This window comes from Viridibacillus sp. FSL R5-0888 (assembly GCF_038009105.1).
Taxonomy (GTDB): Bacteria; Bacillota; Bacilli; order Bacillales_A; family Planococcaceae; genus Viridibacillus; species Viridibacillus arenosi.
Window position 1 is genome coordinate 2,837,653 of the sequence record NZ_JBBPAU010000001.1, and the last position, 17,680, is coordinate 2,855,332.

Here is a 17,680-nt window from a genome sequence, read left to right on the forward strand (position 1 = left end):
TACATTTAATTTTTAATTTATATGTATGGTTGCTGACGAAACATCCAACTGTTCTTGTACTTCTTTTTTATTGAGTAAGGAACCATAATAGCAAATAACAGCGAATGGCTCACCTGGCCAATCGATTTCGCGAGCTACAAAATCAGCTGAGTTATAATAGGTCTTTTGTAGTTGTGATATAAATGTTTCAATTTGCTGCATTAAGTCTCCCCCTTTTTGGATTAGTATAGGAAAGTTCAAATAAATTTAATTGACCTTTTAAGGTATATAACAAAAAACCAGCTCTCAAAATTGAGAGCTGGTTTACTATATATAGTATTCTTTATTTTGCTTTAATAAATTGTTGTGTCCAGTAGTTACCATTAGCAGCATAACCTACACCAATATGAGTAAATGATGTACTCATAATATTTGCACGGTGACCTGGTGAATTCATCCAACCTTTTACAACTTCTTCTGGTGTTTTTTGACCCATAGCAATATTTTCTCCAGCAGCACTGTATTTAATACCTAGTGCTTTCATACGATCAAATGGTGAACCAAAAGTTGGGCTTGTATGTGAGAAATATTTATTTTTTTGCATATCAAGTGATTTCTCACGTGCTGCACCCATCAAAGCTTTATCTGATTTAAGAGCAGCTAATCCAGCTTTTTGACGTTCAACATTAGTTAACTCAATAACTTTTTGTTCGAATTGATCTACAGTCGATGATGTAGAGTTATTCGAATTTGATGAATTGCTACCTGAATTACCTGTATTGCCATTTGACGAACTGTTGCCTGAGTTACCTGTGTTGCCATTTGACGAATTGTTGCCTGAATTATTTGAGTTACCATTTGATGGTTTGTTCTCTGGTTTTGAAGTATTGCCACCTGAAGGTTTACTTGTATTGCAATTATACTTATAAGTGTATTTATTTGTTTTGCTATTAAACTTATAAGTTACCTTACAAGGCTTAGCCCCTTTATATGTTGTTTGCGTTTGCTTCACCGTGTCGGTTGAGTTTGTAGAAGCTGAAGCTTCCGCCGTTCCCGCCTGTACGCCCATTAGCATAACGAGACTCATTGGTAATAACCATTTTTTCATGTTTTATTCCTCCTTGTCTGCAAATATCGTAACGCGGGATTTTTGTAATAAAGTGTCCAATTATTGCTACTTTGTCCAATTAAGATTAACAACGCCTTGATTTCAATCACGAATAGGCTATGAAATTGTGCAAATTTAGCAATCTATCGTTTTATTACTAGGAGGATTGGGTTGACACCCAAAAAAACGGCTTGTTATGTTACAAAGTACCAACAACCTCGAGTTCATTAACATTTTCACCGATGATAACAATATTAGGAGGCATCTGCATATATTCAGGCATCCATTGAGTTAAACCGTATGCATATTGAAAGAGCATTGGATTTTTCATACCTTTAATAGGAACATACCCTTTCATACGATAAATAGTTGAAGGAATTGTTCGAAGCCACGCTTCAAAAACTTCTTGTTCTACTGGTTCAGTGAATGTTACTAAGCGAGAACTTAAATGCAAATGACTTATTGGGGCTGATTCAATGTTATTTGGGCGAGCTGTTGCATGTAGGCTCTGTAAATACTTTAAAGGTACCCGGCCATTAGTTGTTTGTAATAACTGCGCATGTGGATTTAAAGATTGAATTTCAAACGTTACTTTTGCTCGTTCTTCTTCTGTTAGTAAATCTGATTTATTAGCTAAGATAAGATGCGCATGTCGGATTTGTTCTAAAAACAGTGATCGTACTTGAGGTGATAATTGATTTCGTTCTAGCCAGCGTTTACTATCTGCCACTGTAACGATTCCCTTTATATTCAATTGATCAGCAAAAAGAGGCGAATATACAGCATCTAATGCCTCCACTGGATGCGCTGCCCCTGTTGTCTCAATAATGAGTACATCAAACTCTGATTCTGCTAATAATGTTTGTATTTGCGCTTCTGTTTTTTCTGATCCTGAGCAACATATACAACCATTGAGCATTTCTTTCAAAGGAACATCCTCTTCCACTGCTTGTGAATCGAAATTTAATTTGCCTAGCTCATTCATAATAATTGCTGGTTTAATATTTTGTTCTTTCAATTGACGGATTACATCTGTCATCATAGATGTTTTACCGCTTCCTAAAAATCCACTAAATAGATATACATCAACCATGTAAATCATCCTTTCTTCTATATAAATGCATGAAAAAGCTGACCTCCTAAGACGGTCAGCTCTTCATTCATTTTCTTTTTATCACTAAATGTGATTTTATATTATTTTGAACGGCTCTCTTGTTTCATTAATTGCTTAGCTTTTAATAACTGTGGATCATCTTTTTTGATTTTCAGACGAAGCTCTTCCATTAATGCGTAAGTTGTTTGGCCTTTTAAAACGCCAGTTTCTTTAAGTTTTTGGTCTTTTTGGAATGCCATTACTGCAGCTTTTGTTGAAGCATCAAACAGTCCATCAACTTTTCCTGGTTTGTAACCTACTGCCTTCAACATTTTCTCAGCAGCTTTCACTTGATCTGATAAAGAACCCTCTTTCATGACTTTTTCAGGATCTAGATACGGTAATGAAGCATAAGAAGGATAATCTACTTTAACAGTTGGTTTAATACCTTTTTCATGAATCCAGTTACCTTCAGGTGTTAACCACTTAGCTGTTGTAAATTTCAAGTTTGATCCATCTTTTAAGTTACTAGCAGTTTGAACTGTTCCTTTACCAAATGACTTCTCACCAATTATTGGGATATTAGCAGATTCACTAAGTGCTCCAGCTAAAATTTCAGAAGCAGAGGCACTACCACCATCTATTAATAATGACACTGGTACTGTTACTTTTCGTCCACCTTGAGCTTCAATTACTTCTTTTTTGCCAGTTTTGTCCTCTATTTGCATAACAGGTTCCCCTGTTTTAACAAATAAACTAGCGATATTAACAGCAGAATCAAGTAAACCACCAGGATTTTGACGCACATCAACTACAAGTGATTTCATTCCTTTAGCTTCCATATCATCAAGTGCTGTTAATAGTTCTTTATATGTGTTATCAGAGAAGGTTGTAATTTGAATATGCGCAACTTTTCCGCTTAACATTTCACTATAAACTGTTTCAATCGGAATATCGTCACGGACAATTTTCATCTTAACTTTTTTCTCACTATCACCACGAACAATTTCAAGTGTTACAGATGTTCCTTTTTCACCACGAATTAATAATACAGCTTCAGAAGATGTCATCCCTGAAATACTTTTACCATCAACTGTAGCAATGATATCGTTTGGTAAAATCCCTGCTTTTTCAGCTGGTGAGTTTTTAATAGGTGAAACAACTACGATATTGCCACTTTGCTCTTGGATTTCAGCCCCAATACCTTGGAAGCTAGAAGAGATACTTTCATTGAAATTGGAAGCTTCCTCAACATTCATATAATCTGAATAAGGATCTCCAAGTGCCTCAATCATACCGTTGATCGCACCGTTTACTGCTTCTTCTGTATCAATGTCTTTGTAATAGTTTGCTTTTAATTCATCAAATGCGTTAAATAGTTTTTGGAATTCTGTATGAGTCGGCGTACGAACTTCTACAACTTTTTTCTCTCCAAATGTTAGCGCAAAGATTGTCAAACCAGAAGTAAATAATATTAAAACAATTACCATCATGATTAACGCAAAAGGTTTAATACGTATGTATTTACCAGCAGGCTTTACATCTTCTAAGTTTTCTTGTTCATCGGTAGGTTGTTCGTTTTTTTCTGGTTCCACTTTGTTCTCGTCCATTCATTTCACCACTTTCAATCTTCAAGTGTTTTAAACACTAATACCATAATATAGTACGGTTCTTTCAACGTCAAACAAGCCCTTCCATATAGATAAAAATATCACTATTTGTATTACCTCAATTAACTTATTTGAACGATACTTTGAAATTACATGGTGCATTTGGTGGCTATGGATTAAAAGATTCTAATGGAAATTGGTTAAATGCCTATAATATCCTTCATAGAGGACAGTAAATTACAAAGACCACCTTCAAAAGGTGGTCTGATTACATGCTAATTAATGTTTTTGATAGATTTGATTTCAATATTACCCGAAAGTAATAAGCCTGATAGTACTAGTACCGTTGCAATAATATCATAAAATGTAATAGTTTCATTTAGAAAGATGGCAGACAGTACATAGCCAAAAATCGGAGTCATAAATAACCAATTATTTGCCCTAACTGCATCCTGCTTCAACAAGTAAAACCATAGCAACATCGTAGCGATTGATATTACTAACACTAACCATATTAACGATCCTACTAAATAATAATCCCATTTCAAAAAGTATGTATCCTTTTCTAGTATAAATGTTATTGGAATTAATACCACTCCCCCTATTAGCACTTGCCAAGTATTAATAACAATATTCGGTAGGTTTAAATTAGCTTTTTTAAAATAAACACTCCCAATTGCCATTGATATCATCCCCACCCCTAGAATAAGTAAGCCAACTCCTTTAACTTCACTGTTTGAGATTGATGGCCAAATGGCTATTAATAAACCAACAGCAGCAACAATCATCCCTATCCATTCTTGTAAAGAAACTGTTCTTTTTAGCCAAATGTAGGACAGAAAAGCAACGATAAAAGGATTAGTAGTAACAAACAAATTAAATAAACCTGCAGATACATGATTTAACGCCCAGAAGGATGCACCTAAATAAATTGTAGTATTCAATAGTCCTAAAACAATTAAGGGTTTCCATTCCTGTTTCTTTGGCCAAGGATACTTTTTGCTAATTAAGTAAACAAAAAGAAATAGTATTATGCCTGCGATTAAAAATCGACTGGTAGCTAGTAACATTGGGGTAGTAGAATATAAACCAAATTTTGTAGCAATCGCTGCAGACGACCATAAAAGTGTAAAAAATAAGCCCACTGCCGTTTTCATCTTCTCGCTCCTTAAAACAAATAATCTATGAAATGAACTTAAATTAAGACCATAACTAAGTTTCGCATACATTTGATGAGCGATTTTTTCTGAATATCAGATTATTTTTACCAGATGTCGTATTTTGAGCGTTTTTTATTTTTTTCTACTACATTTTTATTTTTTATCTCTGATTTTTTCGATACTGACTTGGTGTTATTCCTTCATGTTTTTGGAATAATCGCGTAAAGGAAGATTGATGTCCTAAACCAACTTGAATAGCAATATGTAAAATAGGTAACTCTGTATCTCTCAGTAATTCTTTAGCCTTTTTCAAACGTACGTCTTGTATATATGCTGTAGGTAATTTACCAGTTTCTTTTAGAAACCAATCCGAATAATATGAACGGTTGTAATGTTCAAGGGAGGCAAGATCATGTACTGTAATATTTTCATTATAATGTTCATGGATATATGTAATGGATTTAGGTAGTTGTTCTTGGATTAAACACCTAGAAATAAAAGGATACAGTTCTTTAACAGCAGATCCACTCCATGACTGTTGTTCAAGTTCATTTAGTAAAAGATATCGGATCCCTTTCCATTGATTATTCAGCTTATAGGATAATTCCCTATTTTGTAATTGCCTCTCGTTAAGCATAAAATGAGGGATATCTAATACCAAAAACTCATTACGTTCAACTGAATGAAATGTATGATTACATTTAGGTGGAAGAAAGAATATTGTTTCAGGACCAAGTAAAAGACTTTTCGACTCAGTTTGTATAGAAAGTTCTCCTTGAAGAGGGAGGATTAACTGTGCATAACGATGGGAATGCTTTTCTTGAATTGAAGTATAAGTTCTTCGCTCTGCTACAATTTCTCTAATTGGGTCCATTTTCAATTCCTCCGATTTTTCCAGTTTCCTATTATGCAATTAAGTAGATTCTTATAATATGGTCAATCTACGAAAATATTATGATTTAAATAGTGGATTCTACATATTAAACAAAAGACCATCAATTTATCATATGGTCCTACTCCTAAAATTACTTATGTTCAATTTACTGATTTAAATAAAAAAAAGCAAGAGACCTTTTCAATACCTTTTTTTAATGGTCATTTTAAGGTTACTTGCTTTTTTTCTTTATTTCTAATTCCACATTTGTAATAAATAACCATCTAGCCACTTAAATGGGATTCTACTTTGAAAAAGAAACTATATCATCCTAATTGAACGATAAATTAAGCCACTGCCACCTAAATAATAATCGTGCCTACCTCTAATATAATCGCGCTCAAAAGACCAATAACAATACCCATTTTTAGTTTCATCCATCATGCTCCCTTAATCATTTGTTGTAATTTATCGTAACAAGTGATTATGTCCAGCAGATGTTATACAAATTGATTGTCTTCTATTTAATATAAAAACCCCAAAATTGAAATATTTCGGGGTTCAGTTTAGATTTATTTATTTTTCATCAAAAATATAAGCTAATACTTTTACTGCTTGATCAACCGTTTCAACCGTAACATTGGCTTTATTCGACAGCTCTTTTAATGGATGATGCAGATTCTCTGGGCGAATCACGATTAAGGGTTTGTCTAGAGCAACAGCTGCACTTGCATCCATCGCTGTATTCCATTGCTTATACTTCTCTCCAAACAAGGCGATTACGACATCCGATTTTCGTATTAAAATCTGCGTTCTAAAGTTATTAATCTTAGATGCAGCTTCATCTCGATAAATCGCATTCGGCTGTTCACCTAATATTTCTTCTCCAATAAAATCAGAACGATCATGATTTTCCATAGGACCGACGAAGTTTAGAGGAGTACCTAATACTTTCGCTTTTTCCTTTAACTCCTGGCGCCAATTAGAATGAATTTCTCCAGCTAAGTAGACTGTTAATTCCATGTTAAAGCCTCCTCATAATATGAACTAATTTAGATTACTTTTGTTTCTTCTTTTAGCCACGCACACTCTTCTTCATTTAAGTAAGGTGACAGTTTCGCATATACTTCTTCATGGTAATCATTTAACCATTGTTTTTCGCTCTCAACTAACAGTTCTGTGTTAACACCCGCTAAATCGATTGGGCAATATGTGATCGTATCAAATTTCATAAATTGACCGAACTCTGTTTTTTCGTCTTCAACAACGACTAATAAGTTCTCCGTACGAATACCATATTCACCTTCAAGATAAATACCTGGTTCGTTCGTAATAATCATGCCTCTATCTAAACGAACATGATTCGTATTTCGGATGCTATGTGGTCCTTCATGAACATTTAAGAAAAAGCCTACACCATGTCCTGTACCGCATTTATAATCGATACCATGTTGCCATATTGGTTGTCTCGCTAAAACGTCTAGATTAGCACCTGAAGAGCCATGTAGGAACTTCACTGCACTCAATGCAATAAATCCTTTTAATACTAATGTGAAATCTCTTTTTTGTACGTCTGTAAGCTTACCTAAAACAATCGTTCTCGTAATATCAGTTGTTCCATCATAGTACTGGCCACCTGAATCGATTAAGAACAGCCCTTCATTTTCAAGCGTAAACTGTGTTTCTTCAGCCGCTTTATAGTGCATCATCGCTGCATGTTCTTTATAACCTGCAATCGTATCAAAGCTCGGTCCAACAAAGCCCTCTTGCTCACTTCTGAATGCTTCTAGTTTTTCCTCTGCAGCAATTTCTGTTACCTCACCAGTACTAACCGCAGATTTTAACCATTTAATAAATCTAACGATCGCTACACCATCTTTAATTTGAGACCATTTCATGTTCTCGATTTCAATATCATTTTTAATAGATTTTAAATCTGTTGTAATATCTGTACATTCAACTTTTTTAGTAGCGGTGTTAATGGCATAGTAGAGGCTACTATTTGTTTTATTCGCATCTAAAATAATTGTATCTTCGCTTGCAAGTTCACCTAGTACTGCATGGATTTCTTCCGTTGCTTTCACTTGAATTCCTTGCGCCTCAAGTTCTGCTTTAACCTCTGGAGATACTTTGCTCGTTTCAATGAATAAGAAACAATCTTTATCCGTTACAATTACATTCGCAATGGCTACTGGATTGTTTGGGACATCTACGCCTCTTATATTTAACAGCCATGCAATATCATCAAGTGACGATAAGATATAATAGTTTGCATCTTTTTTCGCCATTTCACTTCGAACTTCAGTTAATTTTTCTATTTGAGTTTTACCGGCAAATTTCACATCATGCATGAAAATTGCGCCTTTAGGAATTTCTGGTCTGTCTTCCCATAAGTCTCCTACTAAATCTTGCTTCATTTTTAATTCGATATTTTTCGCTTTAAAATCAGCTTCCATTTTTCTAACCATATTAATAGAGAATACAGTGCCATCAAAGCCTACTGTATTTCCTTTATTTAGAACGTCCGCAAGCCACTCTGAGTACGCTGGTACACCAGGATCAGCCATTCTAAACAATCTGATTCCAGAGTCCGCTAATTGGCTCACAGCTTGAATATAGTATCTACCATCTGTCCATAGACCAGCATCATCTAAAGTAATTACTACCGTACCCGCTGAACCTGTAAAACCAGAAATCCATTCTCTAGATTTCCAATGATCTGCTACATACTCACCTAGATGAGCATCAAAACTCGGGACGATATACGCATCTATTTGATGTTCTAACATTTTTTTTCTTAACAGGGCTACTCGATCTTTAATATTCATTCCTAATACCTCCATCAGTCTAGTTTTGTGTCTTCACGATTATATAACTATGTAGTTCATAAACTATTCAGTAGTTCTATTTTTCAGAATTCACTAAATATAATCATACATCTAAATTAGATCAAAGTCCTAACTTAAATGAGGCCTACCTCGAATTAATAATAATGAAATCTAGATAGAAGCAAAAGAAAACATTGAGTTAACAAAGATTACTTTGTTTTTTAGATACCGATGGCCGCTGTAAGAACGTTATTATAGATTCTGTATGGTTTAAGATTGATTAACCGAGTTTCTATTTTTATTTTCTTCATTCAAAATATAATCTACTATAAAATACCTTCACGATAATACAAATTAATATAATCATTCCTATAAAAATAGTGTTTAATTTTTTTGCAATACTCAAGTTAAATGCCTCTTTCTGTAGTCCGTTATGATTTCAGCAAATATCTCAAAAACATAGATTAGACACTTTTTTTAGTTTTTTATTTATAATAAGTAAACGAGTATAAAGAGAGCATATGATGAATGAATACATACACAATATATTTACTATATTCTCCTTCAAAGTAAGTTATAGATAAATAATAGGAAATAGAAGGTTAACAACTGCCAACAAAAATACTTATACTAATGTGGTTTTCTAATGAAAAAGCCTCCATGCTAGGAGTATATACCCTGCATGGAGGCTGTTATGTCATATGCTCGTTTTTATTAACGCGTATTAAATACACTTTCAGTTGTAACACTTACGCATCCATACTTAGATTTAAAGCCACGGTATTTATTTGTTCCATAGTTGCTGTTTGTTCTTTCAAAGAAGGAGCTATCAATTCTAAATTAACTGTATTTGTTTGAAGTTCTTTTGTTACTGAAAGAATAGAATTAACAAATTTTTAAATGAAAATAAATATCCGTCCAGTATTGGTTTAAAACAGCTAGGACAAAAAAATATACGTGAAACTCTTGATACGTATTCCCATATTGATATATCTCAAAAATAACAAGCAACACAATTATTTAATGAATTAAACAAATAAAAAAGTGACCAATCATGACCACCTTTTTTGAAATGGTCACTTTTGGTCACTTATTAAAAATTGTAAATACGCAAACTCTTGATACGACTAGTCTTGAATAGCTGCTTCTAATGCTACAACCATCATGTCATTAAATGTTAATTGACGTTCTTCAGATGTTGTTACTTCACCAGTAATGATATGGTCACTTACTGTTAGGATTGAAAGTGCTTGACGGCCATATTTAGCTGCTAAAGTATAAAGTGCTGCAGATTCCATCTCAATTGCTAAAACACCGTAACGAGCTAACTTTTCATTTTGGTTTTCTTCACTATAGAACATATCAGCAGTAAAGATGTTACCCACTTTTAAATTAAGGCCAGCTTCTTTCCCAGCATTATATGCTTTTAAAAGTAAATCAAAATCACCTGTTGGAGCAAAATCTAAACCATTGAAAATGATTTCATTCATTTTAGAATCAGTAGAAGCACTTTGAGCAATAATGACGTCACGAACTTTAACATCTTTTTGGATTGCTCCACAAGTACCTACACGGATTAACTTTTGAACACCGTATTCTTGCATTAATTCGTTTACATAAATAGAAATTGACGGCACACCCATACCTGTACCTTGTACCGATACACGTTTACCTTTATATGTACCTGTAAACCCTAACATATTACGTACTTCATTATAAGGTATAACATCTTCTAAATAAGTTTCTGCAATGTACTTTGCACGAAGTGGATCACCAGGAAGTAGTACAATGTCTGCGATATCGCCTTGTTTTGCATTAATATGAATACTCATTAGTATCACTCTTTTCAATAGTATTGTTATTCATCATATTTCTATAATTTGGCTATGATGCTACAAGCATTGTACCAAGAAAGTCTGACCTCTGACAATTATTATCTTAAATAAGCTATAAAAAACTTACATTTTTCAATATATCCAATTTTTATTAAATTATTACTTATTTTATTTATATTTTAACTCATATAAATACCAAAGCTCATCAAAAACGCGCGCACTCATTTCTTCATCTGCTTTTTCTTCGACATATCTCGAAAGTAGATGAAAATCTGTTGATTGTTTAGGAAAGCTATGATCGTGAAAAGCCGCTTCTGCAAACGTAGATTTCTCATCATATTTTCCACCACCACGAAATGATTGAACATAACTGTAGAACGAATGATTCATAAATATCTCCCTCCTAATAGTTACATAGTAATGATTTATTTTTCGAAAAGTATAGAATATTCTTTCACAAAGAAGTAAAATGAACATTATTCAATAGAAATATGGAAAGTTGGTGACAAATTGGTTAAAAAATCAAAAAGAAGTAGTGAAATTGTTAAGAGAAGTGATAATCAAAGCACTAACAAGTCATCAGTTTCAAAAGCTTCATTTTTCAAAATGAAAAAGAAGAAAAAAAACATTGAAGTTCATGGACCTATTCAATCGAACTTTTTCAAAATGATTCGTGGCCGTATCATTATTAACTTCTTTATACTCATCATTATTCTATCAGCAATGCTTGTTGTTTCCTATTCAAATATGTCTAACCTCCAAAATGAATTAAAGGTGTTCACAGGGAAAAATCTAGTAGAGCAGATGAAAGTAAATAGTTTAGCTGCGGATATTGCGAAACTGTCAAACTCTGAACAAAGTTATATTATTACAGGAAAAGATAATTTCTTAAGACAGTATAGTCAAGATAAAGACCGAATTGAAGCAAATTTATTAGATTTACAAAAAATATTCTCTGATCGTAAAGAAGAGCTAGATCGAATTACTTCCATTGACCAATTTTATGACAATTATATTCAGTATTCGAAGCGACTGATAGATACACGCCAAAATTCAGGCCTTGAAAATGCTCAAAAACTTGTTCTCGCTGGAAATGGCAAGACAGCTATGAGTTATATAGATGTGCATATTGAAATGATTAATGACGTACTAACCAAGAAAAACAACGAGCAAATCAAATCACTTGAACAACAAACAGAAATCGCAATGATAATTTTCTTAATTTTAACAATATCATCTATTATTTTAACTATAATAACTGGTACTATCCTGTTCCGTTCAATTAAACGTAATACAGCTGCAATTAATACATCTATTCTAGATATCGCACAAGCTAATGGTGACTTGACAAAACGGGTTAAAGTCAAGACAAAAGATGAATTTGCAGAAATCGCAAATAGTACAAATGTGTTAATCACATCCATTTCGGCATTAGTAAAACGTGTGAGTACACTAGCGGAGAACGTCTCAGCCAGTGGCCAACAATTAATGGCTTCAGCAGATGAAAATTCGAATATTATTCAATCAATTGCTGATTCAACAGGCGAAATCGCTGAAGGTAGCGAACAAACAATGCTACGGATGAATAACGCAGTTCAAAAGATGAATTTATTAGAAGAGGCGGCTCGTTATTTAAGTACAGATGCAGAACATGTGAAAACAGCAACAGATCAGATGAAAGTCGCTGCTGAGCTTGGTGGAAAAACTGTCGAACAGTCATCAAATGTTATGATGTTAATAGAAGAAACTATGGCCAATACGACAGAAACCGTTGAAGCACTTGGTAAGAAATCATCCGAAATTACTTCCATTATTCGTACAATTACTGAAATCTCGGAACAAACAAACTTACTTGCCCTTAATGCAGCCATTGAAGCTGCCAGAGCTGGTGAGCATGGTAAAGGATTCGCTGTCGTTGCAAATGAGGTTCGAAAGTTAGCAGAGCAATCTCAAAAAGCAGCACGTGAAGTAACCGGGATTGTTTCGTCAATTCAATCAGAAGTACAAGCTATTGTCTCACAAAACCATGATGGTGTACAAAACGTCATACGCGGTGTTGAAGTGACAAATGAAACAAATGCTTCCTTAGATAAAATTATTAAACAAACAAACGAAACTGTAGCCATTATTAACAAAATGGTAGTTCAAATTGAGCAAACTTTAAGCTATAGCCAAGAAGTGGCTGTATCCTTTATAGAAGTAAATCAAATTGCTGAAAATACAGCTATGAGTACAGAGCGTTCAGCAGCTTCTGCAGAAGAAGGCTCTGCTTCAATGCAAGAAATTACAGCATCAGCGATTGAACTATCTCATCAGGCAGATGAGTTACGAAAAGTGGTTGGGGAATTCAAAGTATAACTTTTCCACTAAATGACTTGCAAACTCTAATGAGATTGCAAGTTTTTTTATTTCCCACTATTGATTTCGCTTTATAAAAATTTACTAAGTTCATACTATATCCCTCCTACCCTACACCTTTTCAAGACAACCTTTTATAGTAATATTAATGAATACACTTCAGTTATAGGCTCTATATAAACAAAAATGGCCAGAGATATTATCATTTCTCTCGGCCACTTACATATTTACATATTCATCATACGTTTTATTACCATGTACTTTGCATCCGTAAAGATAACATTGAGAAACATAATATGGCTCGAAGAAAATTTTAGGACGGTAGCCATTCAAAATACGACCAATCAGTGTATTATATTTTTCATTTGTATGTTGCAAGTCCATAATGGTTTCTTCAATATTCCCCTCTATGAATTCTCCATCCATCGCCCTTACTTTGCTTTCTACAATTTCATCAGTCGTTTCTGTCTTCATCTGGTCTATAATATCTGCGGTTTCTTCTACTCTACCTAATTGAATGAGTGAGTAGACATAATGTTCTACCCATTCATATGATCTAACTATTTCTCTCCATCCCATTTCAAATAACGGGATTGCTTCATCAAAATAGTTGATTTGAGCAAAAAGTTCAGCCACGTTTACTCCACCCATATAATTTTCATCATTTTCATTAACTTTTCTCAGTGTTTTAAGTACAGAATCGTGATCATCTAACTGTAAGTATGAAACCATTTCCGCATATTTCAAAAAATCGCCATCAGTTGCGGACTTTTTATAATGTTCTGCTGCCTTTTCAAAATTGTTCATATTAAAATATGCTGCTGCTAAGTTCGCATGGACTACTTCAGTATCTTTCATTTTTAATGCATATTCTAAAATCCTGATGGCTGAAATGTATTTTTCCATTCGCAAATAAATTTCACCTAGTAAAGCAAAAGGAAAATAATGCTTTGGCTGTTTTTCAATTGCTTCAGCTAAAAGGGGTAAAGTTTTATAATATTCTTCTGTGTCTCTTATATAAAAACATGCTAAGTTATGGAGCGATTGTATATCTCTCTTTTCCATTACTGCTTGCTCTAGCATCATTTGAGCTTCTTCAAATTTAAATTCTAGTAATAACTGATTAACAGCTATGTCATTTAAATTCATCTTGTCACCTTCCAATTCAACTATGCAATAATAGCATATTCATATAAAAATTGTACCACTTATAGAAATTTATAAACTTTTCAAATTAGATTTGCTTCATAATAAGGTTGATATTATCATATTCACATGGTAAAATTTCATTATTATTAACTTTCAAACAATTGAATATATTTACTTATCAAGAGAGATGGAGGGACTTGGCCCGTCGATATCTCAGCAACCACCCTAAATGCGGCAAGGTGCTAATTCCAGTAGACGTAGTCTTGTAGATAAGGAGATTGACTTCATATTTTGAAGGCCCTCTTCCTTAGAGGGCCTTTTACTTTTTTATAAAGGATGATGACATGATGACAAACAAAAACATTGCGACACAATTAGTTCAGCTGGGAAATCATACCGATTCCAAAACAGGTGCTGTGAACACACCAATCTATCTTTCTACCGCCTATACTCATGATGGGCTTGGCCAATCAACTGGTTATGACTATACACGTACAAAAAATCCAACACGTACCGTTTTAGAAGAAGGTTTTGCTAAATTAGAATCTGGAGACGCTGGCTTCGCCTGTAGTAGCGGGATGGCAGCTGTTCAATTAGTTCTATCCCTATTTAAATCGGGTGACGAAATTATTTTACCTGAGGATATCTACGGTGGTACATACCGTTTACTCGGTCAATACCAAGAACAATATGCAATCAAATCTCATTATGCAAAATTCTCTTCTGTATCAGAGGTTGAAGGTTTAATAAATGAAAATACACGTGCTATTTTCATTGAAACACCAACCAATCCATTAATGCAGGAGTTTGATATTGAACTTTATGCTAAGCTTGCAAGAAAGCATAGTTTATTATTAATTGTTGATAATACTTTCTTAACACCTTACTATCAACGCCCAATCGAGCTAGGTGCGGATATTGTTATACATAGTGCAACTAAATACATCGGTGGTCATAATGATGTTCTAGCGGGTCTTGTTGTAAGTAAGGGTAAAGAGCTTAGCGAAAAACTATTCACAAACCATAATGCTGCAGGTGCAACGCTTGCTCCAATTGACTCATGGTTACTGCTACGTGGATTAAAAACATTACACCTTCGCATGAAACAACATACTGAAAATGCTAAGCACATCGCGGCTTATTTAGAACAAGAACCTTTAGTAAAAGACGTTCTGTTTGCTGGTAAAGGTGGAATGATTTCCTTCCGTTTACAAAAAGGTGAATGGGTTGGTAAGTTTTTAGAAAACTTGAAGTTAATCGTCTTCGCTGAAAGCCTGGGTGGTGTTGAAAGCTTTATCACATATCCTACTACACAAACACATGCGGATATTCCTGAAGCAGAACGAATTGCTCGCGGTGTTGATGACTCCTTACTTCGTTTCTCAGTTGGTATTGAGGAAGCAGAAGATTTAATCGCGGATTTACAACAAGTTTTTTCTATCTTAGAAAAAGAGGTGTCATCATATGAGTTCAATTAATGAAAACATTGAAACAAGTTTAATCACTGCTTCTACTCGCGGTGATTACGAGCAAAAAACAGGTGCAGTTAATGTTCCAATATATTTATCATCTACTTTTGATCAAGAGCATTTCGATTCGTTTGGTCCATATGATTATAGTCGCTCTGGTAATCCAACTCGTGATGCATTAGAGAAAACGATTGCTGAACTTGAAGGAGGGGCACGCGGATTTGCATTCTCTTCCGGTATTGCGGCCATCGCGTCTGCATTTATGATATTAGAAGCTGGCGACCATATTGTTGTGACATCTGAAGTGTACGGTGGAACATACCGTTTTGTGACACAAGTGTTAACGAAATTTGGCGTTGAGCATACATTTGCTGACTTCTCTGATTTAACATCAGTAGAAGCGGCTATACGTCCAAATACAAAGGTGTTATATATAGAAACTCCAGCTAACCCGCTTCTAGGTATTACAGATATTGAAGGGGTTGTAGCTATTGCAAAGGCAAATGGTGCTCTAACATTTTTAGATAACACATTTATGACACCTTTATACCAACGTCCATTAGACCTTGGTGTAGATGTAGTGTTACACAGTGCCACTAAGTTTTTAGGAGGACATAGCGATATTATTGCAGGGCTTGCGGTAACAAAGGACGTAGAGCTTGGTAACCGAATCTACTTCATGCAAAACTCATTCGGTGCCATTTTAGGCGCACAAGACTCCTTCTCATTAATTCAAGGTATTAAAACGTTAAATGCACGTTTAACACAATCGACAGCATCCGCATCAAAACTTGCAAATTATTTAGAAGCTCACGAATTAGTAGAAGAAGTTCATTTCCCTGGCTTGAAATCGCATCCAGGTCATGACATCCATGCAAAACAGGCAAAAAGTGCTGGAGCTGTATTGTCATTTAAATTACCTAATCGCGAAATCACTAAAGCGTTTGTTGAACATGTTCAAATTCCGATTTTCGCAGTTAGTCTTGGTGGCGTAGAATCAATTCTCTCATATCCAGCCACAATGAGTCACGCAGCTATTCCTAAAGAGGAACGCGAAAAACGTGGTATTACAGACGGTCTTTTACGCTTCTCTGTAGGCCTTGAAAATATCGACGATTTAATTGCTGATTTTGAGCAAGCATTTGTAAAAGCGAAAGAACTTACTGTTGTAGGCAATAAATAGATGATTGTATGAGTCGCTCCACTAACTTGGTGGAGCGTTTTTTTCTATTTAAATGCAGTTTATTCATTACAGTAATTCCAAAATTCAGCTATAGTTTCATCAGAAAAAGCTTCCTATTGAAAAACTTAGATCGTCTGCAATGGTACTCAGCAGTTAAATCGAAAATATTTCTGAAACAGAATAAATGAAAATTGTGAGGTAAAGCTATAATTATTCATGCGACTTTTCTTTTACAAAAAAAGAAAACGAATTTTCATATTGGGAAAACAGGACATCTTTGATAAGGAGATAAACCAAATGGGAAATAAAACGAAAAACTTACTCGCTTTATCACCTAATTCATTGATTATGGGCATGATATTAGCTTTAGTTGGAGGATTTTTAGATGCTTATACGTATATTACGAGGGACGCAGTGTTTGCGACGGCACAAACAGGGAATATGGTATTATTTGCGGTGAGAGCTGCAAGTACGGAATATAACGGTGCCATTCTTAATATACCGCCCTTTTTGGCTTTTATAGCTGGAGTCTTGGTAGCAGAATATATAAAAGATAAACATACTAGCCACAAACGAGCTGTTTTACTTTTGGAATTCGCGATTTTATTTATAGTCGGATGGTTACCTACTAGTGTGCCAAATATGCTTATCACCATGTGCATTGCGTTTGTGTCTTCCTTACAAATTGCCACCTTCAACAAACTGGAAAAATGGAGTTACAATTCAACCATAACAACAGGGAATCTAAGAACCGCAGCTCAAGCTTCTTATGCTGCATTCGTGAAACATGATTCAGAATCGATGCGGAAATTTAATGATTTTACTGCTATTATTCTTTCCTTTATAAGTGGTGCTTTAATTGGGACCTTCTTTAGTACGTATCTAGGAAAAACTTCCATCTGGATAGCAGCTGGAATTATACTGATCACCGTAATCTTATATCATAAAAGCAATGAAAATTCAAAAGAACCTCTAGAGAACTATTGACGCACGAATAAATACTTAATAAATTTACATCCCGATCTTCCAATGAG

15 protein-coding genes and 1 riboswitch are annotated in these 17,680 nt (G+C 34.5%); of the genes, 4 read left to right on the forward strand and 11 right to left on the reverse strand.

Annotated features, from left to right (window positions below):
• Positions 1 to 12: 12 nt before the first annotated feature.
• From MKY02_RS14155 to MKY02_RS14200, 10 genes are all read right to left on the reverse strand, one after another.
• Positions 13 to 201 (reverse strand): hypothetical protein, encoded by a 189-nt coding sequence (locus MKY02_RS14155; RefSeq protein ID WP_076033912.1) that lies wholly within the window; start codon positions 199 to 201, stop codon positions 13 to 15.
• Positions 202 to 322: 121 nt separating this feature from the next.
• Entirely contained in the window at positions 323 to 1,087 is a 765-nt protein-coding gene (locus MKY02_RS14160; protein ID WP_038189897.1) for a CAP domain-containing protein, read from the reverse strand.
• A gap of 199 nt (positions 1,088 to 1,286) precedes the next feature.
• Complete coding sequence (locus MKY02_RS14165; protein ID WP_038191078.1) at positions 1,287 to 2,180, reverse strand: CobW family GTP-binding protein; 894 nt, start codon at positions 2,178 to 2,180, stop codon at positions 1,287 to 1,289.
• Positions 2,181 to 2,281: 101 nt separating this feature from the next.
• Positions 2,282 to 3,790, reverse strand: a complete 1,509-nt coding sequence (locus MKY02_RS14170) for a lmo1851 family serine protease (protein WP_076033913.1) — start codon at positions 3,788 to 3,790, stop codon at positions 2,282 to 2,284.
• 275 nt (positions 3,791 to 4,065) lie between these two features.
• Positions 4,066 to 4,947, reverse strand: a complete 882-nt coding sequence (locus MKY02_RS14175) for a DMT family transporter (RefSeq protein WP_038189902.1) — start codon at positions 4,945 to 4,947, stop codon at positions 4,066 to 4,068.
• Positions 4,948 to 5,110: 163 nt separating this feature from the next.
• Complete coding sequence (locus tag MKY02_RS14180; RefSeq protein WP_038189904.1) at positions 5,111 to 5,824, reverse strand: AraC family transcriptional regulator; 714 nt, start codon at positions 5,822 to 5,824, stop codon at positions 5,111 to 5,113.
• A 576-nt stretch (positions 5,825 to 6,400) separates the two neighbouring features.
• On the reverse strand, positions 6,401 to 6,847 hold the full coding sequence (locus MKY02_RS14185; RefSeq protein ID WP_038189907.1) for a YtoQ family protein: 447 nt from the start codon (positions 6,845 to 6,847) through the stop codon (positions 6,401 to 6,403).
• 29 nt (positions 6,848 to 6,876) lie between these two features.
• Positions 6,877 to 8,652 carry an aminopeptidase P family protein gene (locus tag MKY02_RS14190; RefSeq protein WP_076033914.1) on the reverse strand — a complete coding sequence of 592 codons (1,776 nt, stop codon included), beginning with the start codon at positions 8,650 to 8,652 and terminating at the stop codon, positions 6,877 to 6,879.
• A gap of 1,127 nt (positions 8,653 to 9,779) precedes the next feature.
• Positions 9,780 to 10,484, reverse strand: a complete 705-nt coding sequence (gene deoD, locus MKY02_RS14195; protein ID WP_038189912.1) for a purine-nucleoside phosphorylase — start codon at positions 10,482 to 10,484, stop codon at positions 9,780 to 9,782.
• 171 nt (positions 10,485 to 10,655) lie between these two features.
• Entirely contained in the window at positions 10,656 to 10,877 is a 222-nt protein-coding gene (locus MKY02_RS14200; RefSeq protein ID WP_038189915.1) for a YozE family protein, read from the reverse strand.
• Between the two features lie 120 nt (positions 10,878 to 10,997).
• On the opposite strand from MKY02_RS14200, the gene MKY02_RS14205 reads away from it, so the two are divergent.
• Positions 10,998 to 12,845 (forward strand): methyl-accepting chemotaxis protein, encoded by a 1,848-nt coding sequence (locus tag MKY02_RS14205; RefSeq protein WP_038189931.1) that lies wholly within the window; start codon positions 10,998 to 11,000, stop codon positions 12,843 to 12,845.
• A 219-nt stretch (positions 12,846 to 13,064) separates the two neighbouring features.
• On the opposite strand, the gene MKY02_RS14210 is transcribed toward MKY02_RS14205, so the two are convergent.
• Positions 13,065 to 13,994 carry a tetratricopeptide repeat protein gene (locus MKY02_RS14210; RefSeq protein ID WP_038189935.1) on the reverse strand — a complete coding sequence of 310 codons (930 nt, stop codon included), beginning with the start codon at positions 13,992 to 13,994 and terminating at the stop codon, positions 13,065 to 13,067.
• 172 nt (positions 13,995 to 14,166) lie between these two features.
• Positions 14,167 to 14,270: riboswitch (SAM riboswitch) on the forward strand.
• Between the two features lie 71 nt (positions 14,271 to 14,341).
• On the opposite strand from MKY02_RS14210, the gene MKY02_RS14215 reads away from it, so the two are divergent.
• From MKY02_RS14215 to MKY02_RS14225, 3 genes are all read left to right on the forward strand, one after another.
• The gene (locus MKY02_RS14215) at positions 14,342 to 15,472 is read left to right on the forward strand and encodes a methionine biosynthesis PLP-dependent protein (protein ID WP_038189938.1); all 1,131 of its coding nucleotides are present in this window, start codon (positions 14,342 to 14,344) and stop codon (positions 15,470 to 15,472) included.
• Positions 15,468 to 16,646 (forward strand): aminotransferase class I/II-fold pyridoxal phosphate-dependent enzyme, encoded by a 1,179-nt coding sequence (locus MKY02_RS14220; RefSeq protein ID WP_038191081.1) that lies wholly within the window; start codon positions 15,468 to 15,470, stop codon positions 16,644 to 16,646. Before MKY02_RS14215 ends, MKY02_RS14220 begins: the two co-directional genes overlap by 5 nt.
• Before the next feature lie 297 nt (positions 16,647 to 16,943).
• Positions 16,944 to 17,633: a YoaK family protein gene (locus MKY02_RS14225; protein WP_340711423.1), complete on the forward strand. Its 690-nt coding sequence runs from the start codon at positions 16,944 to 16,946 to the stop codon at positions 17,631 to 17,633.
• The last annotated feature ends 47 nt before the right edge of the window (positions 17,634 to 17,680 follow it).